Annotated in this window: 22 protein-coding genes; 20 read left to right on the top strand and 2 right to left on the bottom strand. The window is 39.7% G+C overall.

Going from position 1 to position 22,960, the window contains the following annotated elements:
• The 17 genes from WCW66_06405 to WCW66_06325 all read left to right on the top strand — a co-directional run.
• Nucleotides 1-1,324: hypothetical protein (locus WCW66_06405; GenBank protein MFA6392341.1), on the top strand; the 1,324-nt coding region annotated here is incomplete at its 5' end.
• Nucleotides 1,325-1,427: 103 nt separating this feature from the next.
• Nucleotides 1,428-2,336: an ABC transporter ATP-binding protein gene (locus WCW66_06400; GenBank protein ID MFA6392340.1), complete on the top strand. Its 909-nt coding sequence runs from the start codon at nt 1,428-1,430 to the stop codon at nt 2,334-2,336.
• Nucleotides 2,337-2,339: 3 nt separating this feature from the next.
• Nucleotides 2,340-3,584 carry an FtsX-like permease family protein gene (locus tag WCW66_06395; protein ID MFA6392339.1) on the top strand — a complete coding sequence of 415 codons (1,245 nt, stop codon included), beginning with the start codon at nt 2,340-2,342 and terminating at the stop codon, nt 3,582-3,584.
• A gap of 10 nt (nt 3,585-3,594) precedes the next feature.
• Entirely contained in the window at nt 3,595-4,260 is a 666-nt protein-coding gene (locus tag WCW66_06390; GenBank protein MFA6392338.1) for an LOG family protein, read from the top strand.
• 282 nt (nt 4,261-4,542) lie between these two features.
• Nucleotides 4,543-4,953 (top strand): hypothetical protein, encoded by a 411-nt coding sequence (locus WCW66_06385; GenBank protein ID MFA6392337.1) that lies wholly within the window; start codon nt 4,543-4,545, stop codon nt 4,951-4,953.
• Nucleotides 4,937-7,729, top strand: coding sequence for an ATP-dependent Clp protease ATP-binding subunit (locus tag WCW66_06380; GenBank protein MFA6392336.1), 2,793 nt, complete (start codon nt 4,937-4,939; stop codon nt 7,727-7,729). The genes WCW66_06385 and WCW66_06380 overlap by 17 nt, the downstream gene beginning before the upstream one ends.
• A 46-nt stretch (nt 7,730-7,775) precedes the next feature.
• Nucleotides 7,776-9,134: a glycine--tRNA ligase gene (locus WCW66_06375; protein ID MFA6392335.1), complete on the top strand. Its 1,359-nt coding sequence runs from the start codon at nt 7,776-7,778 to the stop codon at nt 9,132-9,134.
• Nucleotides 9,135-9,146: 12 nt separating this feature from the next.
• Nucleotides 9,147-10,421: a pitrilysin family protein gene (locus WCW66_06370; GenBank protein ID MFA6392334.1), complete on the top strand. Its 1,275-nt coding sequence runs from the start codon at nt 9,147-9,149 to the stop codon at nt 10,419-10,421.
• Nucleotides 10,422-10,478: 57 nt separating this feature from the next.
• Nucleotides 10,479-11,534, top strand: a complete 1,056-nt coding sequence (locus WCW66_06365; protein ID MFA6392333.1) for an AI-2E family transporter — start codon at nt 10,479-10,481, stop codon at nt 11,532-11,534.
• A 233-nt stretch (nt 11,535-11,767) separates the two neighbouring features.
• Entirely contained in the window at nt 11,768-13,186 is a 1,419-nt protein-coding gene (locus tag WCW66_06360) for a class I tRNA ligase family protein (protein MFA6392332.1), read from the top strand.
• Between the two features lie 3 nt (nt 13,187-13,189).
• Entirely contained in the window at nt 13,190-13,897 is a 708-nt protein-coding gene (locus WCW66_06355; protein MFA6392331.1) for a phenylalanine--tRNA ligase beta subunit-related protein, read from the top strand.
• Nucleotides 13,894-14,394: a CvpA family protein gene (locus WCW66_06350; protein MFA6392330.1), complete on the top strand. Its 501-nt coding sequence runs from the start codon at nt 13,894-13,896 to the stop codon at nt 14,392-14,394. Before WCW66_06355 ends, WCW66_06350 begins: the two co-directional genes overlap by 4 nt.
• Before the next feature lies 1 nt (nt 14,395).
• Complete coding sequence (locus WCW66_06345) at nt 14,396-15,235, top strand: TatD family hydrolase (GenBank protein ID MFA6392329.1); 840 nt, start codon at nt 14,396-14,398, stop codon at nt 15,233-15,235.
• A gap of 8 nt (nt 15,236-15,243) precedes the next feature.
• Nucleotides 15,244-16,041 carry an undecaprenyl-diphosphatase UppP gene (gene uppP / locus WCW66_06340; GenBank protein ID MFA6392328.1) on the top strand — a complete coding sequence of 266 codons (798 nt, stop codon included), beginning with the start codon at nt 15,244-15,246 and terminating at the stop codon, nt 16,039-16,041.
• Nucleotides 16,038-16,475, top strand: coding sequence for a hypothetical protein (locus WCW66_06335; protein MFA6392327.1), 438 nt, complete (start codon nt 16,038-16,040; stop codon nt 16,473-16,475). The genes uppP and WCW66_06335 overlap by 4 nt, the downstream gene beginning before the upstream one ends.
• Before the next feature lie 32 nt (nt 16,476-16,507).
• Complete coding sequence (locus WCW66_06330; protein ID MFA6392326.1) at nt 16,508-17,560, top strand: DNA recombination protein RmuC; 1,053 nt, start codon at nt 16,508-16,510, stop codon at nt 17,558-17,560.
• Between the two features lie 21 nt (nt 17,561-17,581).
• Nucleotides 17,582-19,060, top strand: a complete 1,479-nt coding sequence (locus tag WCW66_06325) for a hypothetical protein (GenBank protein ID MFA6392325.1) — start codon at nt 17,582-17,584, stop codon at nt 19,058-19,060.
• Here the strand turns inward: WCW66_06325 and WCW66_06320 are convergent.
• Together WCW66_06320 and WCW66_06315 are read right to left on the bottom strand one after the other, a co-directional pair.
• Nucleotides 19,057-19,416, bottom strand: coding sequence for a hypothetical protein (locus WCW66_06320; protein MFA6392324.1), 360 nt, complete (start codon nt 19,414-19,416; stop codon nt 19,057-19,059). The two genes, WCW66_06325 and WCW66_06320, sit on opposite strands and share 4 nt — an antisense overlap.
• A gap of 78 nt (nt 19,417-19,494) precedes the next feature.
• Nucleotides 19,495-21,045, bottom strand: a complete 1,551-nt coding sequence (locus WCW66_06315) for a cation:proton antiporter (protein MFA6392323.1) — start codon at nt 21,043-21,045, stop codon at nt 19,495-19,497.
• A gap of 303 nt (nt 21,046-21,348) precedes the next feature.
• Here WCW66_06315 and WCW66_06310 point away from each other — a divergent pair, with 303 nt between their 5' ends.
• The 3 genes from WCW66_06310 to WCW66_06300 form a co-directional block, all read left to right on the top strand.
• Nucleotides 21,349-21,654: an AtpZ/AtpI family protein gene (locus WCW66_06310; protein MFA6392322.1), complete on the top strand. Its 306-nt coding sequence runs from the start codon at nt 21,349-21,351 to the stop codon at nt 21,652-21,654.
• Complete coding sequence (locus tag WCW66_06305; GenBank protein MFA6392321.1) at nt 21,617-22,519, top strand: FoF1 ATP synthase subunit a; 903 nt, start codon at nt 21,617-21,619, stop codon at nt 22,517-22,519. Before WCW66_06310 ends, WCW66_06305 begins: the two co-directional genes overlap by 38 nt.
• Nucleotides 22,520-22,759: 240 nt before the next feature.
• Nucleotides 22,760-22,960: ATP synthase F0 subunit C (locus tag WCW66_06300; protein MFA6392320.1), on the top strand; the 201-nt coding region annotated here is incomplete at its 3' end.

Here is a 22,960-nt window from a genome sequence, read left to right as displayed (position 1 = left end):
TGTGGATCTGGATAATGCCACTATCTATTACTACTATGTGAATGCCAAAGACACTGCCGGAGCTACATCTGCCGACTCCACCACGGTGTCAGACATCCCGGAAGGAAGATACACTACTCCGCCGGCAATAACTCAAATGCCTACAATTGAAGAGGGCTCATATACTTCTACAATTGTCTGGGAAACCGACCGTGATGCGGATTCACATATTGAATACGGCATAACTCAAGAACTCGGGGAAGAACAGGGGACTATCGAAGAAAGCGAAAAGCATGCAGTTATTTTAGAGGGATTGGAACCGGAAACTGAATACTATTACCGTGTGCGATCCAGGGATCTGGATGGTAACGTTGCTATATCTGTAATTGACACCTTTACTACTTTGGAGGCGCCAAGAGTATCGGATGTAAAAATATCTGATGTAAAACTTTTTGATGCTCTGATTACTTGGGAAACGAATTTGCCGTTAACATCGGTACTGGAATATGGATTTTCTACCGATTATGGAATCACTCAATCCGATAATTCAGGGTCATTAACAACTAACCATACAATGAAGCTGGAAAATCTTCAGGATGGTTCTGTCTATAATATTCGTTTAAAAGGTTCTGACAGTGATGGTAATTTTATAAACTCTGACAATTATTCTTTTACCACTCTTACATTCCCGAAAGTACTGGAGATTTCATACGAAAACAGATCCCAAGGACAAACAGAAGTCACCTGGACTACTAATGTTCCCACATCCTCTGAAGTGGAATACTACAACCAGGCAATCGCACCAAAAACCCAAGGCAATTCTGCCCAAGTGACAGAACACTCTGTTCTACTCTTTGGCCTTGAGGATGCCACTAATTACCAATACAAAGTCAAAGGATTTGACCAGTTCGGCTACCAGGCTGTCTCAGAAGAAAACACTTTCACAACTCTTGAGGATACTACTCCTCCGGTCATCACCGGTATCCAGTCGGAATCCAACACGATCGGCTCCGGAGAAACCTCCACTGTCCAAATCATCATCAGCTGGAAGACTAATGAAGCCACCACCTCGCAGGTAGAATACGGTGTCGGGTTATCCGCCGCTGAATTTACTGACCAGTCGGAAGAAAACGCTGAGTTGGTTATGGATCACCTGGTTGTTATCTCCGAACTGTCACCTGCCAAAACCTACCATTTTAGGACAGCATCCCGTGACAAAGCCGGTAACCTTTCTAAATCCGGATCATACACTGTGCTCACCTCACGGAAAAGAGAATCGTTCCTACAACTAGTTATCTCTAACCTGGAAGAGACTTTCTCCTGGGTTGGTACGGCGTTTAGGTGATAAAACATATTGAGTTATCCACAAATAGCGAAAAATAATGAAATATTGTATAATAATAAATGTTAATATAATTGCCTTATAGGTTAGCAATATCTGTTTAAATATGGCCAACGTAAAAACAAACAAAACTGCCAAAAACGGGAATAAAAATAACGGAAATTCCGAAAAGTCTAGTGGTATAGACATTAAAAATGGCAAAATTAAAAAAAGTGGCACAATAGCTACGCAACCGGTTGAAAGCCCTGAAAAAAAAGCTCCATCAATCAGTGAACTTGCAGCTCAGGTTAAAATAGCAGAAAAAAAAACGAGCGGTGACAGAAAACCACTTATTGAGTTATCGCATGTCAATAAATCATTTCAAGTTGGTAAGACAACTGTCCCTGTATTAAAAGACATAAATTTTAAAATATATCCAAAAGAATTTATCATTATCCTGGGTCCTTCCGGAAGCGGTAAGTCAACTCTTTTAAATACTTTACTTGGATTAGAATATCCGACATCGGGTACAGTTAAAATTAACGGTCAAGATGTTACGAAATTAAACCAAAATCAATTGGCGAAATTCAGATATGCTACGTTTGGTATCGTTTTCCAAAAAGCTGACTGGGTCCGTTCTCTTAATGTAATAGAAAATGTTGCCATGCCGCTTGCTATCAACAATGTGGGTAGAAAAGAACGGATGGATATTGCTATGTTCCGTTTAAAGGAAATGGGTGTTGATGACCATGCAAACTATATGCCGACGGAACTATCCGGCGGACAACAGCAGAAAGTTTCTGTTTCCCGGGCATTGACCGGCAATCCGCCGATTTTGGTTGCCGACGAGCCGACGGGTAACCTTGATACGGAATCTGCCGGGAAAGTCATGCGGTTTTTTAGAGACCTAAATGAAAGACTAGAAAAGACATTGCTGATGGTTACTCATAATATCGATTATGTTTCATATGCGACCAGAACAATCTATATCCGTGACGGACAGATTGTAGAAGGAAGCGGATCTTTTAAGGAATAGTACATGAAATTACCATACATATTATTTATTTCCGGATCTAATCTCACCAGAAGAAAACTGAGAAGTGTTTTAACTATTGGCGGTATGGCCGTCGGTATTTCTTTGATTGTCTTTTTGCTGTCACTTGGTTTTGGTCTGCAGCAGCTGATCAAAAGTCAGATAACGGATGTTGAAGCGTTAACAATACTGGATGTATCAAAGGGTGAGTCGACACTGCTTGCTCTCGATCAGGATGTAGTAGACCAGTTTAATAATATCGATAGTGTTGAAGGTGTTAGTCCATCGCTTAGCCTTTCTGGTCAGATAGGTGTAGCTGAATCTGTCACAGATACAGCCGTTTATGGCGTGGATCCGAAATTTTTGAGTATGGAAGGAATCAAGGTAAATTATGGCGAATTGTTTACAGATGAAGTCGGGAAAGAGATTCTAGTTACCAGTACCGCCTTGAATCTGATCGGTATGTCTGATCCTGAACCGGCAGTCGGCACTGAACTAGACCTCAAACTACTGGTTCCTGAAAGGATTGAAGGGACGGAAGAAGAGCAACTGGTGGCAAAAGAGGTGAAAGTAATTGTTAAGGGCGTAATAGTTGATGAAGATGACCTGGCAATCGCATATGTTCCGATTAAGTTCCTGGAAAATATGGGCTTCAGTCCGGATTATAGTGAAGCAAAAGTTAAAGTAGGTGAAGGAGATGACTTTACACTGGCGCGGGTGAAAGTTACCGATGAAGCGCAGCTCGCGGAAGTTCGGGCAAAGATCGAAGGCATGGGATATCAGGTAGATTCTATTGCTGATACAGTAGGTCAAATTGATAAAATATTTTTAGTATTTCAGCTGATTATGGGTTTGTTCGGCGCGATTGCAATGTTCGTGGCCGCGATGGGTTCATTAAATACGCTAACTGTTTCATTGTTGGAAAGGACAAGAGAGATCGGCGTAATGAAAGCCATGGGTGCGACTTCCAAGGATATTTACCGTTTATTTTTAGTGGAAGCGGTTATGATCGGAATGACTGGAGGTACTATCGGAGTTGTGATCGGATATTTAATGGGTAGAGGTGTAAATTATGGCATCAACTATTTAGCATCCAAAGCCGGCGGTGAACAGGTCCACATTTTTACAACACCGCTTTGGTTTGTCGGAACTGTTATCGGCATAGCATTTTTTGTCAGTGTATTTACCGGTCTTTATCCAGCCCGCAGAGCGGGGAAAATCAATCCGTTAGATGCACTGCGATACGAATAATAAAAAAATTATGACCAATTCAAAAGAATTATATATTAAAAAGAAGCGCCGTACAGTCGGTGAAATGATTCAGCAGGCAGAAATAAAAAATAAAAATGCCTGGCTTTCAATCCATGGATCATCAAAAGAATTTTTAATGACTTACGAAAGCGAAGGATTGGTTGCTTCAATCAACGGCAGTGGTACCCTGAAGCCTGATCATACGCAATGTCTGGAAGCAGCGAGACTAACCGAATACATTATGGAACAGGGCGGAATCGTTATGGGTGGTGGCAGGAATTCAGGAATTATGGAAGCTGTCTCGCAAGTGGCAAAAGATAATAGCATGGGAATTATTTTTCCTGAACTGGAAAAGGACAAAACAAAATTTGGAAAGATTGTGATTACCAATGCGCCGACGCCGAGAATTGAAGTACTGGCGACTGCCGCTCCGATTATTGTGATATTCCGCGGTGGAATTGGATCATTAATGATGCTGATGCGCGCGATAACCCATGTAAATAACCGAAAATTTCATCCGAAGCAACCGCCCCAGATGGTTTTTATCAGTAATTACTGGGTCGGTCTTCTGCAGTCCATGATTAATATGGGTGCAATGCCGAAAGAATTCGTGCAAGATTTGCAGGTGTTTTCAACTGCGGATGATATCATCAAGCAAATTCCGCCTGTAAAATAGATAACATGATTAGTGATTGAACTCCGAGTTATATCGGAGTTTTTGTATACTAAAAATAGATAAATTGGTTATTGTGAAAGAAATATTAACTTTACAATAAGTGCAAAATATACTAAAATATATTCATGAATCCCGTTAGAGATTAATGAAAAAAACGGGGTATCATGATGTCAAAATTGAATTAGCAGGTAAATCCACTGACCTTAGATAAGTGAGAACTGAACAAGGATATAACTTACTGTTCGATGGCGATTTAGTTTATTATTAGGGATCTCTAACGGGATGAATAATGCTTTTGTAAGCGCGCTAAAATATGTTTTTTTAGAATTAATTGGGAAATTAATCTATTTTCCTGTTTGGTGGTATACAACTGGCACAAAAAAAGTGCTGTTTTTTATCGGCCGGGAAATTGCGGGAGTGGCCAACGCTTTGGGTATATCCATATTGTTTAAAAACCTGCTAAAACCGATGTACGGCGATTATTCAAAGAGTGGAAGAATTATCAGTTTTTTCATGAGGATCATCCAGTACGTATTTTTGTTGATTTCAATATCAATTTGGAGTGTATTAATGGCGCTTTTGTTTATTGTATGGCTGGTATTGCCGATTATCGTGATCTATTCAATTATCTTTCAATTATTCGAAATTTCGGAGCATCATTTATTAAAAATTATCAATGCCTTCAGAAAATAACGAACTGAATAATAAAGAACAGGCAATTAAACTGATTCCCTGCGATCGGTGTAACGGTTATTCCAGATTGATCAGCAGTAAGGAAGAAGTGATGTGTTCAAAATGCCAAGGATTAGGTATGTTTGCTTTCTATTTTGGTGATGTTTTGTTTTGGGGCAAAAAAATGAACACATTATCTATTTTAGAAGAAAAAATGGAGCGGGCTGTTCGAATCACGATTAACGGTATGCTGATTTTACTTTCAGTCGCGGGATTAATATTTGGTTTTTTAACGATATTAAAATTTGCCGGATCAATTAAGTCATTTGAAAACTTTCTTTATCTTAGAAAGCCGGGAATCCTGCTTTTCTGGATCAGCATGCTGGGTAATTTATATATTGCATATCGGATGGATCAGGAAGCAAGTCATCGTAATACGGTAAAGAAACACAGCCGGTCTCAAATTATCCCTCCGGCCGTTGAACTGTCGTATGATCAGGCAGCTCTTTTGCCGAAAAAAAGGAAAATAGATATCAGTAAAACTTTTTCCGAGGAAGCACTAAAAAGTGTTGAGGAAGCATGGAAACTGGCAAACAGGCTGAAACAAACAGAAGTCCGTTCAATTCATCTATTGGCTTCCATGTTGAATATTCAGCAAAGTACCACAATTTTTGCACGACTGGGAATCAGCATGAAGACATTGAGTGAAAAAGTCCTGCGAGCGCTTAAAGCAGATGAAAACACAGTCGGCTCGCAAACAGGATTCTCTCCGGAGTTTTATCAACTGCTATTTTTGGCATATGAAGAAGCCAGCGTTCTGAGAAGAAGTAAGGTTGATATTACAGAGCTTTTGATCGTTATGACCCGGACACAAAAACAGGCCAAAGATATTTTGTATGATTTGGAAGTTGACCACAGCAAGTTGCAAAATGTAGCGGAATGGATTTATATCAATAAAATTTTAAGGGCAAAATGGAGACAGTACCGGTCCAAAGCGCAGCTCAAGCCGAAAGGGATCATGAACCGCGCGATGACCGCACGGCCGACTCCGATGTTGGACAGTTTCAGCAGGGATCTGACATTGGCTGCGCGGGCGGGCGCTCTTTTTCCTCTGATCGGCAGAAAGAAAGAGGTGGAAGAAGCGATCAGAATCCTGGAACAAAGAATCGGAAATGTGCTTTTGGTCGGTGATTCGGGCGTGGGAAAAACAATTATTGGAGAAGGTATCGCAGAAAGAATGACAGCCGAAGATGTGCCAAAAGTTTTGCAGGATAAGAGATTGGTGGGTTTGGATACCGGCGCGATGGTGGCGGGAGCTAGAGCGCAGGGAGAAATTGAAAATAGAATGCTGACAGCAATCAAAGAAACGTCTCAAGCCGGAAATGTTGTTTTGTTCATTGATGACATTGCAAATTTAATTGGCGCCGGAAGTACCGGCGGGGCACAGGATGCCGCCGGAATTTTAGCCAACGCCCTGTCCCAAGGGGTAATACAGGTTATTGGTGTTGCTACAACTACGGATTTTAACATGTATCTCAAAAACAATGATTCATTCATGCGAAGATTCCAGGTTGTGAAAGTGGAAGAGATGGATGATAATGCCGCAATTCAAGTATTGGAAGCGCGTTCCGGCGGGATAGAATATCGGCATAAAGTATTTTTTTCTTATGAGGCCATAGAAAGCGCGGTTAAATTATCCCGTCAGTATATTCATGACCGTTATTTACCTTCAAAAGCTTTGGATATTATTGAAGAAGCGGCAGTCTATACCCGTGAAACAAAAGGTGAAAATACGGTGGTTACCCGCGAAGAAATAGCAACCGTACTTTCTGAAAAAACAAATGTGAAGGTGACCAGAGTTACAGCCGAGGAAGAGTCATTGCTGATGAATCTGGAAGAAAAGATTCACGAAAGAGTAGTCGGTCAGGACGAAGCAGTGAAGATGGTTTCAGAATCTCTACGCCGTGCCCGTGCAGAATTACGGGACATTAATCGGCCAATTGCCAACTTTTTATTTGTTGGCCCGACCGGCGTAGGAAAGACTGAACTGGCAAAGACGGTCGCTGACGTGTATTTTGGCAGTGAAGCAAAGATCATCAGGCTAGACATGTCAGAATATCAGGATATGACTTCGCTTGCCCGTCTAATAGGTGCGCCACCGGGTTATCGGGGCGCCAGCTCCGGAGGATATCTGACCGAAGCTGTCAGGTCCGCGCCATTCTCTTTATTATTGCTGGATGAACTGGAAAAAGCGCACCCGAATATTTTGGATGTATTTTTGCAGGTGATGGATGACGGCAGATTGACGGATGGTGCCGGCAGGACGGTTGATTTTACGAATCTGATTTTAATCGCAACTTCCAATGCCGGAACCGCGGAAATCCAGGACGGAATGCGGATGGGACTGACTATTGAACAGATTACCAAACAGCTAAACGATGAAATATTGAAGCGCTCATTCAAGCCGGAATTTTTAAACCGGTTCGACGGAGTGATTGTGTTTAAACCGCTTGATTTTGAACAAGTAGTAACGATCGCCGAACTGGAACTGAATAAGGTGGCAAACCAGCTGGCAAAAAAAGGAATAATACTGCGTGCGGATGAAGGGGCTATCATAGAACTGGCCAGAGCCGGTTTCAATCCGGAAATGGGAGCCAGGCCTTTGCGCAGAGTAATCCAGGAACAAGTGGACAGCTCTCTGGCAAAATCAATGCTTTCAGGGAAAATCGGACGAAGGGATGTAGTGGTTTTAGAACAGGGTGGAACAATTCGGATTGAAAAAGCACCTGAACTCTAGATTGAATATTAATTATTAATACTGAAATATAAATTTAATTAACAATATGAATAAAAATACCGAACAGGATAAAATGGAAAAACTGGTTTCCCTGTGTAAACAGAGGGGATTTATTTTCCCTTCGGGAGAAAAATACGGCGGTCTGCAGGGTTTTTGGGATTTCGGTCCGCTGGGAGTTGAATTAAAAAATAATATTAAAAAAGCCTGGTGGAAGAGGTTTGTGCAAATGCGCAACGATGTAGTGGGGCAGGATTCCACTATCATCACCAATCCGAAGGTCTGGGAAATCAGCGGTCATGTTGGTGGATTCTCTGATGTTTTGGTTGAGTGTAAAAAATGTCATCATCGATTTAAAGCGGATGATCTAATGATCAAGGAAAAATGTCCGGATTGTGGCGGTGAATTCACAGAAGAGAAGAATTTTGATGTAATGTTCAAAACACACGTCGGACCTACTGAAGATACGGCATCTGTTGCTTATCTCCGACCGGAAACAGCACAAAATATATTTGTGAATTTTGATACTGTAAGGGCGGCTATGCGGTTTAGAATACCATTTGGAATTGCTCAAATTGGAAAAGCATTCCGCAATGAAATTACACCGGGGAATTTTATTTTCCGCTCGCGCGAATTCGAACAGATGGAACTGGAATATTTCATCAATCCAAAAGATGATAAAAAATGGTTTGATGAATGGGTGAATTTGAGCATGCAGTGGTTTCTGGATCTGGGAATTAAAAAGGAAAATCTCCGTAAATATGAGCAGAAGGGAAAAGAGTTGGCGCACTATTCCAAGGCAACGATCGACATTGAATATAAATTTCCCTTTTCCTCCCAAGGCGGATCCGCCTCTGGCGGAGACAAGGGATTTGGGGAATTAATGGGTATCGCTAATCGAGCGGATCACGATTTAAAAGCGCATGGTTTCACTTATAAAGATGACATAACACAGGAAGAATTTATTCCTTTTGTAATTGAACCTTCCATCGGAGTCGAGCGCGCGGCGCTGGCATTTTTACTGGATGCCTATACTGAAGTTGAAGGTGGCAGGACCACTACCACGGAGAGTAATAAAGAAAAAGAAATGGTGCTGAAACTGCACAAAGACCTCGCGCCTTATAAAGTGGCGATTCTGCCACTCTCTAAAAAAGAAAACCTGACAAAAATGTCCTTGGATATTTTTGATGAACTAAAAGTCAAACACATGGTAGTTTATGATCAGGTGGCATCAATCGGCAGGCGTTATCGCCGTCAGGATGAGATCGGTACGCCGTATTGCGTGACGGTTGACTTTGAATCGCTTGAAGATAAAGCGGTTACAGTCAGGGACCGCGATACAATGGAACAAGAGCGGGTTCCGGTCAGCGAATTATTAGCTTATATAAATAAAAAACTAGAATCCTAGATTGGAATAAATATGAAATATCAAAAGAAAAATTTTGCCAATGGTATGAAGGGGATTGTTGCTCCTTTGAAAGAAACCAAAACTATTACCTTACTGGTATTAGTAAGGGTCGGATCTCGCTATGAAAGCGCGAATGTAAACGGAGTTTCCCACTTTATTGAACACATGATGTTTAAAGGAACCAAGCGTCGGCCTTCGACTTTGGAAATATCCAAGGAGCTGGACGGGATTGGCGCGGAATTCAACGCATTTACCGGTAAAGACCATACCGGCTACTATATCAAAGCAAATTATGAAAAGACAGAGCTTGTTTTTGACATCCTTTCGGATGCGCTGATTAATTCCCAGTTTGATGCAACGGAATTGAACAGAGAGAGAAAAGTAATAGAAGAGGAAATAAATATGTACCAGGATAACCCTCAAATGTATGTTGATACTTTGTTTGAGGAATTGGTTTATGGTGAAAAAAGCTTTTTAGGCCAGCAGATCAGCGGGCCAAAATCAGTAATTAGAAATGTCACCAGACAGCAGATGATGCAATTCAAAAAATCATATTATAAGCCGAAAAATACATTGGTAGTTGTAGCCGGAAATATTTCACCGACCAAGGGTTTTAATCTGATTGAAAAGTATTTTAAGTTCTCAAAAGAAACACAGAAAGTTCCGGCGTTTAAAAAAGCCGTTGTCAATCAGAGCAATCCACGGGTTAAACTGCAATTCAGGAAAACTGAACAGGCGCAGTTGTGCATCGGCTTTCCTGCGTATTCGTATTTCCATAAAGACGTTAATGCACTGGCACTGCTGAACATAATCCTGGGTGGAAACATGAGTTCACGTCTCTTCATTAATTTAAGAGAGCGCCAAGGGTTATGCTATCTAATCCGCTCATCCGCCAATCTGTATGAAGATACGGGTAATTTTGTGGTGCAGGCAGGTCTTGATCGCAAGCGGGTAAAGCAGGCAATTTCGGCTGTATTGAAAGTAATTGCGGATGTCAAACAGAACGGCGTGACTGAAGAGGAGTTGAAAAAATCAAAAGACTTTCTACGCGGCAAGCTGACAATTGAAATGGAGGATTCGGAAAGTATCGCGGGGTGGTACGGATCACAGCAACTATTAAAGAATCAGACGCATACGCTGGAGGAAAAATTACGCAGTATTGATAAGGTAACTTTGAAAAGCATCCAGAAAGTTGCAAATGACCTGTTTAAAACTCAACTGCTGAACCTGGTCATCATCGGCCCTTTCTCTAAAAATAGCGAATTTACCCCGTTATTAAAGGTCTAGGTGTGATTAGAAATTTTGTGTTATAATATGTTTATATTGTAATTGAAATATAAGTAAATGTTGCCGTTAAAATCGAAAAGTGAAGTTAGTATCTCAACCAAATCAATTCTGAAAGTAATTGCAATTTTTAGTTTGCTTTGGTTTCTTTATGTAATAAAAGATATATTGGCAATTATCTTTATTGCTTTTGTGCTGGCTTCTGCGCTTGATCCATGGATTGATGCTTTTCAGAAAAGAAAAATCCCCCGGGCGGTTGGAATCCTGATTATATATTTAGTCATGATTGCAGTTATATCGGTAACCATCGCGTTAATCATTCCGCCGATTATTCAGCAAGTAAAAGACATAACCAATTCATTTCCAGAATATTTTGAAAAAATTTCTGAGGTGTACTCAAATTTCCAGCAGTTTTCCAATGATTACGGTGTCCAGTCAACTGTGCAGGATTCTTTAAACAATATTAATACAACACTCGCCCAATTAGGCGGTGGAATATTTACCGTGTCTTCGCGTTTCTTCGGTGCTATTTTCGGACTGTTCGCGGTATTGGTTATCGTTTTCTATATGACCATCGGCGAGGCGGGAATGAAGGAATTTTTCTTATTTATCGCTCCCAGCAAATATCAGCCGTATTTTGTCCATAAGATAAACCAGGTGCAGAGAAAATTGGGAATGTGGCTCAGGGGGCAATTGGTGCTCGGGTTGATAATTTTCACATTAACATACATCGGGCTTTCTATTCTGCAGGTTGAATATGCATTAATTCTGGCTTTGTTTGCCGGGCTGGCGGAATTCGTTCCGTATATCGGTCCGATTATCAGCGCGGTTCCGGCGGTATTTTTAACATTCGCTGATTCTCCGATTAAAGCGTTGATGGTGGTTGTTTTGTATATCATTATTCAACAGCTCGAGAATCAGATTATCGTTCCGAAAGTAATGCAGAAAAGCGTTGGATTGAATCCATTGGTAGTGATTGTTGTAATGTTAATCGGAGCGAAAATCGCTGGGATTGCCGGGATCATTTTAGCTGTTCCTACTGCTACTATAATTAAAATATTTTTGAGCGATTTCTTTGAGGATCGAAAAGAAAAAGAAGAACGTCTGGAGGTCTGATAGTTATTCAAGTTATTTATGTGCCTAAATGATATATGATTAATGCTTGCTAATATATCACTGAAAAAATTCCAAATATCAAATTCTAAATCCCAAATAATACTCAGTGTCCAAAATATAAAATTTCAAACCGAGCTGAAATTATCATATTTGTAATTTGAACATTGGATTTTAAATATTTTTTGATGCTTAGAACTTAGAATTTAGGATTTGAATACTATTACTAATCATATATGACCCAGAAGAATTTTTTTATCACAACGCCGATCTATTACGTTAATGACAAGCCTCACATCGGTCATGCTTATACAACAGTAGCAGCGGATATTCTGGCGCGCTGGCACAAGCAAAAAGGCGATGAGGTCTTTTTTTTAACCGGAACTGATGAACACGGAGCGAAAGTTTCCGATTCAGCAAAACTTTCTAATAAATCACCCCAGCAATTTTGTGATGAAAACAGCGCTTTGTTTAAAAGGGCATTTGATAATCTAAACCTGTCATATGATTATTTTATCCGTACGACTGATAAAAGGCATGAAGAAGCAGTAGGAAAATTTATGCAGAAACTGTTTGATCAGGGAGATATCTACGAAGGTTCTTACGAGGGCTTGTATTGTACCGGCTGTGAAAACTTTTTGACGGAAAAAGAGTTGGTGGACGGTAAATGCCCGGACCATTTGAAAGTGCCGGAGAAAATTTCCGAAAAAAATTATTTTTTCAAACTCACCAAATATCTGGATAAGGTCAGGGAACTAATTGAAAAAGATGAGATACGGATTCTGCCGGAAGACAAGAAAAAAGAGGCGCTGGGTCTTTTTAAACAGGGTCTTTCAGATTTTTCCGTATCACGTGAAAATGTAAAATGGGGAATTCCACTGCCTTTTGATAAGTCGCAGGTTACTTATGTCTGGGTTGAAGCACTACAAAACTATATTTCAGCAATCGGCTACGGTGATGACCGGCAGAATTTTGAAAAATGGTGGCAGAACCCTTTTCATATAATGGCCAAGGATATTCTGAAATTTCATTGTGTTTACTGGCCGGCACTTCTGCTTGCAGTCGGTGAAAAACCGCCAAAACAGCTTTTTCTGCACGGTTTTTTCTCCATCAACGGACAGAAGATGAGTAAATCAATCGGCAACGTAATTGATCCGAATGATCTGGTGGCAAAATACGGTGCGGATGCCACACGCTATCTTCTAATCTCGCAGTTTCCGTTCGGACAGGATGGGGATATCAAACAGGAAAAATTCGACGAACAGTTCAATTCTGATTTGGCAAACGGACTGGGAAATATTGTTTCCAGAGTCGCTAACCTGATTGAACAGAGCGAAATAAAAATTATACCAAAAGGTTCCGGTGAACTGTTTAATCGTATTTCAGGAGACATCGAAAATCTTAGATTCCACGAAGCTTTAAAAACTGTGTTTTCGCTAATCAGTGATTTAAATGGAGAGTTGCAGAAAATAAAACCCTGGGAAATGACGAAAGATAATAGCGATAGGGCAAAATTTTTAGAGAAAGTGGCAAGTGACCTATTATCAATCAGCGAAGCAATTAAGCCGTTTATGCCGGAAACAGCGAAAAAGATTGAAGATAGATTTCTGGCAAAAGAAATATTAAAAGGTGAACCGCTTTTTCCGAGGATATAGAGTATGAAGTTTACTGTATCTCCAAAAGTGTTTGAATTATTTCCGGAATTGCAGATTGCCGTTGCGGTTTTCAAGGGCCTAGATAACACAAAGACAATGCCGGAGATAGCGGAGTTGTTGCGTAATGAAGAAATGTTTTGCCGGAGTATTTTCAGCGAGTTGAAAGTGTCGGAACATCCGAATATCCAAAACTGGCGGAAGGCCTATACGAAATTCGGTGCCGGATCGCATTATCGTTCATCTATTGAAACACTGGTAAAAAGAGTGTCAAAAGGCGATAACCTACCATCGATAAATAATTTAGTGGATATTTATAATCTGATATCCCTTAAGCATCTGTTGCCGGTCGGCGGAGAAGATCTAAGAAGAATTCAGGGTAATATTGAATTAACAACTGCAACTGGTGAAGAACACTTTAAAGCAATTTATTCGGAAACAAATGAATCCCCGCAAAAGGGGGAAATTATATATGTTGATGGATATAGAGATGTATTATGCAGACGGTTTAATTGGCGGGAAGCGGACAAATCAAAGATCACTGAACAGACAAAAGACGCAATTATATATATAGAAGGGATATCGCCTGTGAATGCGATTGAAACAAAAGAGGCGATGCAGGATATGGTCGGGTATATGGAGAAATTCTGTAGCGGTTCGGTCGAGTTATTCCTGATCAATAAAGATTTTCCAGTATTTACATTTAAAAAATGACGAACATCGATTGGATATTAATATTTTTACTGGGTGCGTTTGCATTTTCAGGATTAAAAGGGGGATTCTTTTATTCCTTCGGTTCATTTTTGGGAGTTTTAATCGGCGCTTTCATCGCCGGCCGATTCTACGAACCATTGGCGCAGTCAATCGGTAATGGGCAGAATTGGGCAAGAATAATCGCATTTTTTGGTATTTTTATAATTGTCAGCCAGCTGTTTGGTGTTATTGCAAGCATCATCAGTAAAGCACTTAAACTTCTTTTTCTATTTCCCTTCCTGGCGGTTATCAATAAAGTCGGAGGACTGATTTTTGGATTAATTGAAGGAATGTTTTTTATTGGAATCGGGGTTTTCGTTATTATTCGTTTTGAGTTGGCTGAAGACATTATTACAATATTTGGAAACTCAGCACTGATTCCGATATTTGAAAAGATCGGGAGTCTCATATCTTTTCTTCTGCCGAAAATTCTGCTTGAATTAAATACAATCATATAATATGCTGATTGATACCCACACACACGTAAATTTTAATCTGTTTAAGGATGACGGTCCGGATGTTATTGATCGTGCCTTAACAAATAATATCTGGGTGATAAATGTCGGCAGTCAATATAAAACCAGCCTGCGTGCAGTAAATATCGCCAAAGATTATACTGAAGGCGTGTATGCGATTGTCGGTCTGCATCCGATCCATTTATTCAAAATGCACGTTGATGAAGACGAAATAGATTTCAGTTCTAGGCAGGAAGAATATGACAAAGAGGCATACTTAGAGCTTGCCAGAGACCCGAAAGTAGTGGGGATCGGCGAGGTCGGAATGGATTATTATCATATGCCGGATGGTGAAAATATAGAAACTGTAAAGAAGAAGCAGGAAGAAGTTTTCCGGGAACAGATATCTCTCGCTGTTGATTTAGACAAAGCAGTAACTATCCACTGCCGTGGTACAAAAGAAGATCCGTCGGGTGTCTACCAGGATGTAATGAATATCGTAAAAGATTATCCCAAAATTCGCGCAGTGGTGCATTGCTATACCGGCGATCTGAAAACTGCAAAACAAATCATTAATATGGGTTTAAATCTGTCGATTACCGGAATTGTAACATTTAAAAACGCCAAAGAGCTGCATGCTGTTGTCAAAGAAATTCCTCTGGAAAATATGATGGTAGAAACGGATGCCCCGTATCTTGCGCCGGATCCTTATCGTGGTAAAAGAAATGAGCCGTCATATGTAAGATATGTCGCGGAAAAGATCGCCGAACTTAAAGGCATCTCTTTTGAAGAAGTAGCGGATGTGACAACTGCGAACGCCAAGAAGTTATTTAAATTGAATTAATCTATTATATGGAATATATCCAGTCAATTGTTTTAGGGCTCGCGCAGGGTTTAGGTGAGTTTTTACCTATTTCTAGTTCCGGCCATTTGGTAATCCTTCCCTGGATTTTTAATTTTTCGGATCCGGGGCTCGCTTTTGATGTAGCACTGCACTGGGGCACATTAATTGCGGTTGTCTCTTTTTTTTGGAAAGACTGGATTCGCTTATTAAAATCCCTCTTTTCCACAGAGCGGGATAATGTTGCGGTTAAAAATGACCGTAAACTGATCAGATACATTATTATCGCATCCATACCGGGCGCTTTATTTGGTTATCTTTTGGATGACTGGGCGGAAACATCTTTCCGCGCCCCGCTATTAGTTGCTTCAACTTTGGCTGTGATGGGTATTTTACTTGCGATTGCGGACAGGAAAGGTAAAGGAAAGAGAGATATTAGTGAAATTACATTACTCGACAGTATTGTAATAGGTTTATCACAGGCAGTTGCGATTGTTCCGGGCGTGTCACGTTCCGGCGCCACAATCACCACAGCTTTATTCAGAAATATCAACCGTGAAGCAGCCGCAAAATTTTCTTTTCTGCTGTCTGCGCCGATTATTCTGGGGGCAGGCTTGGTGAAACTGCCGGAAATTATTTCAGAAGGAATATCTTCCTCAGTGATTATTGGAACGCTGGTGGCGGCAGTCAGCGGTTTTTTCAGCATTAAATACCTGCTGCGATTTGTACAGACAAAAAACTACAGTCCGTTTGTCTGGTATCGTTTGATATTCTCCGCGGTGATAATTATTGTCTATTTATCCCGATGAAAGATGTCGTAATAGTATTATGGATAATCATGGCATTCGTTGCGACTGCCTTCTGGGAAGCTTATATAGAAGGGCAGTACGGGGGAGCAAAACGGCAGGTTGGCTGGAAAATTAAGGTAGGAAAATATAATCTGAACGGCTATCATTTCTGGTTGTGGGTTGTTACATACCCTTTGTTAGTATCATTGCCTTTGGTGGTAGACTATTCCCATCATTTACTGGGATTAATTCTGATCGGTTTTTTCTTAGGCCAGGTGATTGAAGATTTCCTGTGGTTTGTAGTAAATCCCGAGTGGCCTTTCAAAAATTTCCGTCCGGACAAAGCGGACTGGTTTCCCTGGCTGAAATTCGGAAAAAAATACGGATTGCCGTTTTTCTACGTCCCGTATATGATATTCGCATTCCTAGCATGGTGGTTTCTGGTTCGGGGGTAGCGAAAGATTTAAAATTAGGCTAATATAGGTTTATGGATTTAATAACACTTATCATCGCATTAGCAGTATTTGCCGTTTTAATCTTAGGCCTGTTAATGTTCCAAATGAACAAGAAGTTTACGGAATTGAAGGATTCAAAAAAGGATTCGGACGGGTTTTTGTTACTGCAACAACGGCTGGAAGATATGAATAAAACAGTTGATCAAAAGATGGGGGATTCGACAAAGATGATGCAACAGCAGTTCGGCCAGTCGGCAAAAATAATTCAGGATGTTACTGAAAGACTGACCAAGCTGGACGAAACAAACAAACAGGTTTTAGAGTTTTCTGATCAGCTGAATAAACTGCAGGACACATTAAGCAATCCAAAGCAGAGGGGTATTTTCGGCGAGTACCAGCTAGAAATGCTTTTAAAAAATTCATTTCAGCCCAATCAGTATGAAATGCAGTATAAATTTAAGGATGGTGTGATTGTAGATTCAGTATTGTTTCTGGGTGAAAAGATTATTCCGATTGATTCTAAGTTTTCCCTGGAAAATTATAATAGAATTGTGGACGAAACCGACAGTACACAGCGGGGACTTTTAGAAAAGGTATTTAAAACTGATTTGAAAAACAGGATTGACGAAACAGCAAAATATATCAGGCCGAACGAGGGTACGATTGATTTTGCATTCATGTTTATTCCGGCGGAAGGAATATTTTATGATCTGCTGGTAAACAAAGTCGGAGCAATCAAAGTCAATACCAGGGATTTGATAGATTACGCGATCAATGAGAAAAAAGTTCATATCGTTTCTCCGACGACTTTTTATGTTACACTGCAGTCACTCTGGCAGGGGATGCGGGCATATCAGGTTCAGGAGAAGACAAAGGAGATATTAAAGCAGGTCGGCAATCTGGATTTGCATATCAAAGCGTATGAAGACTATTTGAAAAAACTGGGCGGTCATCTCGGCACCACTGTAAATATGTATAACTCTGCCTACAAAGAGTTTAAAAAAATTGATAAGGACGTGGTGAAGCTTACCGGTGGTGAATCACAAGTAGAGCCGATTGAAATAGAAAAACCAAAGACGGAGTAGATTAATACCCGCAATATTTATATGAACAATATAAAAAAAGAGAAGTATAAAAACATTTTCTCTTTTTTTAGTTTTGAAAAGATAGCTTTAATTTTACTCGCAATATCAACGGTTTTAACGCTGTATTATTCCTATAATTCTATAGTATTCCCTTATGAAATGGACTATGTTGAGGGTCTATTAATCCATTATTCAAAAATTCCAATCCAGGATTTATATAATTCTCTCGCTTCGGATAACATGTATAACCCCGTACTATATTCACCGACTGTCATTGTATTTTTTTCTTTTCTAAGCAAGATTATTCATATCAACCCTTTTATCCTGGGTAGAATATTTTCGTTTCTATGCATTTTGGGAATCACCTTTTTAATTTATCGGGTGGTTTATACAATCACAAAAAAACATATACCGGGCATACTATCCGCGCTGTGGTTTCTTTGCTTTCCTCTGACTGTTTCAATGTACTCCGTATTTCGTGTTGATCAATTTGGTGCATTATTGGCCCTAGCGGGTTTTTTCATGTTTTTTTTAGGTGGCGGTAATAGAAGCACCAGGTATATTTCTGTTTGCCTGCTAGCCTTAGCAACATTTGTTAAAGTCACCTTCATCCTATCAGGTTTGGCTTTTGTAATCGTTATTATATTACAGAAGAGGAAAAAAGATTTACACTTTATATATTTTTATGCAGGCCTGCTAATATTATTGCATGGAGGAATGGAACTACTCTCAAACGGCACATACTTTTTGAATGTAATCTGGTACTCAATGTTGAATGACTATTCCTTTATGAGGGGTTTATTTTATCTTCAACTTGCAGTTATATTTTTTATTCCGTTTACATATTATTTTATAAAAGAAAAAAACAAAATAAAATCAATTTCTTTTCCGTTATTCATCTATATAATTATCATGCATTTAATACTACCTGCTATATTTAGGAGAGGGGTGAATGTGAATTTCTTTTTTGAATTTACTGCAGTGTGGTCGGTAGTGATTGGAATTATGTATTGGATATTAAGAGCGCAAAATAATTTACATAAATCGATCAAACAGAAAGTTTTTTATAATGGAATATTTTACTATTTCTTTTTATTCCCAGTTATAATTTGCTCATTACTTTTAATAGGTGGGGATATTAATTTTGTAACATCCCGTGAAGTAAAAAGCAATTACCAGGTTATCGATCAATATGTACGAGACAATGAAGGAATATATCTGTCGGAGCGCAACGGGTTTTTAGTCAACAATAATAAAGGTGTTGTACTTGATAGTTTTCAGATTTCGTCAATTTCAAAAAAAATAGGTAATGATCAAGAAAACAGAATAATTGCCAGTATTAAAAATAATGAATACAGGGGAATAATAATCAAAAAAGGACGATCAGATGTTTTAACGCTTGATCGACCTTTTTCAATAGATATTCTTAATTCAATTGACGAAAATTATATTGAGTTAATTGATAATGACAATTTTACTCTTTTTATTCCCGACAACTAATAGCTTATTACGTTCGAGAGTACACCTAACGAATAGGTAACAATTGCCCAAGAGAGAATTATTATCACCAAGCCGATTATTGCGGCGGATATAATTTTCTTAGCCTTTTCTATTTTCTCTTCATTTCCGCCGGCTGTCATCCAGGTGAAGCCTGCGTATAGAATCATAATTACACCAATCAACCCCAGTAGACCAAGTAGCCATCTGATGATATTCAGCACTGTTGCCTGTAAATTGGCAGTGCCTAATCCTAGCGTTCCGCCAACTTGCCAAACTGATAATGCGTGTACAGAATGAGGAAGAAAGACGGCACTTATTGCGAGAACAAACATTAAAACAATATTTATCTTTTTCATAATAAATTAATTAGTTATTATATTTGGACATTATCATATTTGTGCTAATATTGCAATAGCTTTGGCAATCCAGTATTATTAGGCCGATTTTAAGGCTGAGATTGCCTGTTCGAAATGTTGCAGACCTTCATTGGTTATCTCGTCCACGTCCGCTGTCGCTTCACTACTGCAGTCAAAAGTCAGGATCCTATCCTGTTTTTTTATAGTGATTAGTCTGTTTTCGTCTTTGGTATGTACAATCTCAACAATGCCGGATACCCGGTCGTCTTTTAATATATCGTATCCGCGCAGTGCGAATGTTTCCACGACAAAATCGCGAAGAGCAGTAATTAGATGAGGGGACTGTTCAAATGTTCTATACGGCTCAATCATTTCAACAGAAATTTCAGTGTCATTTTTTAATCCGGATTTAGGATTCTTGAATAATGGCACCAGAATGATCGGGGCCATCAGGGTGGTGATTAAAGTCATCATAATCGCGACACCGAATATTTCATTTGAGATAATTCCTGTGGAGATTCCAATTCCGGCAACAATCAGAGCCACTTCTCCTCTTGGTAACATTCCGATGCCGATTCGCATGGATCCTAAAAAGTTAAATCCGGAGAAAAATGCTGGAACACCACTGCCGATGATTTTTCCGACAATAGCGAACAGGGAGATGACCAGGCCAAAAGCAAGCGCAGAGGCCATCGCTTTAAAATCAACCAAGGTTCCCATAATAGCAAAAAATACCGGTACCAGAATGTGTGATGCTCCAGAAAGTCTTTCTTCCAGTTCTCTTCCGATCGGAGTGACTGAAAGCAGGATTCCTACCAGATAAGCTCCAATAATCATTGCCAGTCCGAATAGTTCGGCAACTGCCGCGATTACCAGGCAGATCGCCGCTGCAATTGCCGCGTAATTCTTACCTTCCAGTTTGAGCAGTACCTTTGACAGTTTCTTGCTGAATAAAAATCCGAGCGCTGTGACTCCGCCCAAAAATATTAATGCTTTTAATCCAATCTGCCCAAGCACTGACCAGGAAACTCCGTCGCCGGATTCACCGCCAGCCAGGGATATTACTAAAGCCAAAATTAATATTCCCAGTACGTCGTCTATAACTGCTGCAGCCAATATTGATACGCCTTCCTTGGTATCCAATTTATACATATCGGATAAAACGCGTGCGGTGATACCAACTGATGTGGCGGTCATGATTGCTCCCATAAATAGTGCCGTCGTATCCATCATTGAATCGGCAAATCCGAACATTACCGTGCCCCATGCTCCGAGGAAAAAGGGAAGTACCACACCACCGATTGCAATACCAAGAGATTTTAATCCGTATTTCATGAATAGTTTGGCATCAGTTTCCAATCCGACCAGGAATAATAGCAAGACCGCTCCGATCTGACCAAAAAAGTATAACTCCGGAGAAATCGGAAGTGAAGATGCGTGTTCACCAATTTGTTCTGCGATCGGGAAAAGTTTTCCAATCCAAGGCAGTTCGATAGCACCAAAGGCAAAAGGTCCAACTACCATACCACCAACCAGTTCACCGAGCACCTCAGACTGCTTAAATTTTTTAAAAACAAGGCCAAATAATTTAGCTGATAATAAAAGAAATGCGAGTTGTAGCGTTAGCATGGCTAAATGATGCGGATCCATTTTTGTATTTGATTATTAATTAATAAATTTGGAATAAATTAAGCTAATTTTCATGAATTCTACATATAAATTATGAAAATGTCAATTCTGCCATAGTTTAACTTTTAAAATAATTATAGGGAATAACTGGGCTAAGAATGAATAAAATTGCGGATATCCCAGTAAAACAGCACTTAGTCAAATTGAAAAATGGCGGGGCTTGATATTATTGCCAATATGTATTATTATAGATGCGAAATTGTGGATAAATAAGTCAATTTCTGTATTTTTATATTTAAGGCGATGGAAGAAAAAAAACCACAAAAAGCGTGGTGGCAACCGGCTGTAGCAGTATTTGGCGAAGTTACGGGGTGGATTGTCGTGCCGATAATCTGCGCCTTATTTCTGGGTAAATACCTGGATGAAAAAAAAGGTACTGAACCATGGTATTTTCTTGGTTTAACTGGTGTAGCGTTTATTATATCCTGCATCGGTATCACAATCATCGCCGGAAAATACATTAAGCAAATCGAAAAGGAAAACAAAGGGAAACTAAATCAGAACCAGAATAATGAGCAACGAGACAGAAACAACAGAGATAGTGAATGAAGGTGCACATGAGGAGAATGTAGCCGATAATTCAGCAAACGAAACAATAGAAACACAAGGTGAAGTATCACATGAAGTCACTTTATTTGCCGAACCGGTTTTTCATGTCGGCAGTTTTCCGGTGACGAACTCGCTGATCAACTCATGGGTCGTTGTTATTATCATAGTATTGTTTTCCCTGGCTTTAAAAAAACAGATCAAAAGGATCCCGACCGGCATTCAGAACGGATTTGAAATTATTGTTGACGGAGCACTGAACATGGCTGATTCAGTTACCGGAAACCGTAAAAAAAGTTTAAAGATATTCCCGATTGTGTTTGCAATCTTTATTTTTGTTTTACTAAATAACTGGCTGGGATTAGTCCCGGGCATCGGTTCAATCGGATTTATTGAGGAAGGTCACGGGCAGTCTGTGTTTGTACCGTTTTTCAGAGGAGGAACCGCTGATTTAAATACCACTTTGGCGCTGGGATTATTTTCCGTTATCGGATCAAATATCTTCGGTGTTGTGATTGTCGGAGCATGGAAATATATGAATAAATTTTTGAATTTCAAAGCGATAATGGAAATTCCGAAAAAATTCATTAAAGATCCTTCAATCGCGTTTGTAAATCCGATCAAAGTGTTTGTAGGAATTGTGGAAATTATCGGTGAAGCGGCGAAGGTTGCGTCACTCTCGTTTCGTCTTTTCGGAAATGTTTTTGCGGGCGAAGTTTTACTTTCCTCAATCGCGATGATATTTGCATTTATATTACCGATCCCGTTTATGTTTTTGGAAGTTATTGTAGGTATTATTCAAGCTGTAATCTTCGCGATGTTGACATTAGTATATTTTACTATTGCGTCAACCGAAGAAGAGCATTAAGGTTAATGTATAATTAGTAATTTATAATGCATAATGTGTAGATGCAGAAACTATTAACAGCACGAACATTTACAGCTGAAGAATAATAAAGACGAAGTGCATTTAATTGTTGATCAGTTTAAAAATTATTAATTATTCATTTTACATTATTAATTATTATTAACGATTTGCTGGCACCGACTTTAAACCAAAAATAAAACAGTCGAGTAGCCGATAAATCAAAAAGAAAGGTCGCACAATATGGATTTAGTACCATTAGCAAAAGCATTTGCCATCAGTATCGGGAGCATTGCTCCTGCGTTGGCAATTGGAAAAATTGGTGCCAAAGCCATGGAATCAATCGGACGCAACCCTGAATCTGCAGGAAAAATCCTGGTTCCTATGCTTTTAGCCGCCGCTTTCGCAGAAGCCATCGCTATTTATGCTTTGGTTATTGCATTC

This window comes from Patescibacteria group bacterium, from assembly GCA_041664365.1.
GTDB lineage: Bacteria > Patescibacteriota > Patescibacteriia > UM-FILTER-42-10 > UM-FILTER-42-10 > JAHJEX01.
This window is presented reverse-complemented; position numbering and strand designations above follow the sequence as displayed.

Coding starts and splice junctions, on each gene's coding strand:
- WCW66_06400 (MFA6392340.1), top strand. CDS start 1,428: ATGGCCAACGTAAAAACAAACAAAACTGCCAAAAACGGGAATAAAAAT.
- WCW66_06395 (MFA6392339.1), top strand. CDS start 2,340: ATGAAATTACCATACATATTATTTATTTCCGGATCTAATCTCACCAGA.
- WCW66_06390 (MFA6392338.1), top strand. CDS start 3,595: ATGACCAATTCAAAAGAATTATATATTAAAAAGAAGCGCCGTACAGTC.
- WCW66_06385 (MFA6392337.1), top strand. CDS start 4,543: ATGAATAATGCTTTTGTAAGCGCGCTAAAATATGTTTTTTTAGAATTA.
- WCW66_06380 (MFA6392336.1), top strand. CDS start 4,937: ATGCCTTCAGAAAATAACGAACTGAATAATAAAGAACAGGCAATTAAA.
- WCW66_06375 (MFA6392335.1), top strand. CDS start 7,776: ATGAATAAAAATACCGAACAGGATAAAATGGAAAAACTGGTTTCCCTG.
- WCW66_06370 (MFA6392334.1), top strand. CDS start 9,147: ATGAAATATCAAAAGAAAAATTTTGCCAATGGTATGAAGGGGATTGTT.
- WCW66_06365 (MFA6392333.1), top strand. CDS start 10,479: ATGTTGCCGTTAAAATCGAAAAGTGAAGTTAGTATCTCAACCAAATCA.
- WCW66_06360 (MFA6392332.1), top strand. CDS start 11,768: ATGACCCAGAAGAATTTTTTTATCACAACGCCGATCTATTACGTTAAT.
- WCW66_06355 (MFA6392331.1), top strand. CDS start 13,190: ATGAAGTTTACTGTATCTCCAAAAGTGTTTGAATTATTTCCGGAATTG.
- WCW66_06350 (MFA6392330.1), top strand. CDS start 13,894: ATGACGAACATCGATTGGATATTAATATTTTTACTGGGTGCGTTTGCA.
- WCW66_06345 (MFA6392329.1), top strand. CDS start 14,396: ATGCTGATTGATACCCACACACACGTAAATTTTAATCTGTTTAAGGAT.
- uppP (MFA6392328.1), top strand. CDS start 15,244: ATGGAATATATCCAGTCAATTGTTTTAGGGCTCGCGCAGGGTTTAGGT.
- WCW66_06335 (MFA6392327.1), top strand. CDS start 16,038: ATGAAAGATGTCGTAATAGTATTATGGATAATCATGGCATTCGTTGCG.
- WCW66_06330 (MFA6392326.1), top strand. CDS start 16,508: ATGGATTTAATAACACTTATCATCGCATTAGCAGTATTTGCCGTTTTA.
- WCW66_06325 (MFA6392325.1), top strand. CDS start 17,582: ATGAACAATATAAAAAAAGAGAAGTATAAAAACATTTTCTCTTTTTTT.
- WCW66_06320 (MFA6392324.1), bottom strand. CDS start 19,416: ATGAAAAAGATAAATATTGTTTTAATGTTTGTTCTCGCAATAAGTGCC.
- WCW66_06315 (MFA6392323.1), bottom strand. CDS start 21,045: ATGCTAACGCTACAACTCGCATTTCTTTTATTATCAGCTAAATTATTT.
- WCW66_06310 (MFA6392322.1), top strand. CDS start 21,349: ATGGAAGAAAAAAAACCACAAAAAGCGTGGTGGCAACCGGCTGTAGCA.
- WCW66_06305 (MFA6392321.1), top strand. CDS start 21,617: ATGAGCAACGAGACAGAAACAACAGAGATAGTGAATGAAGGTGCACAT.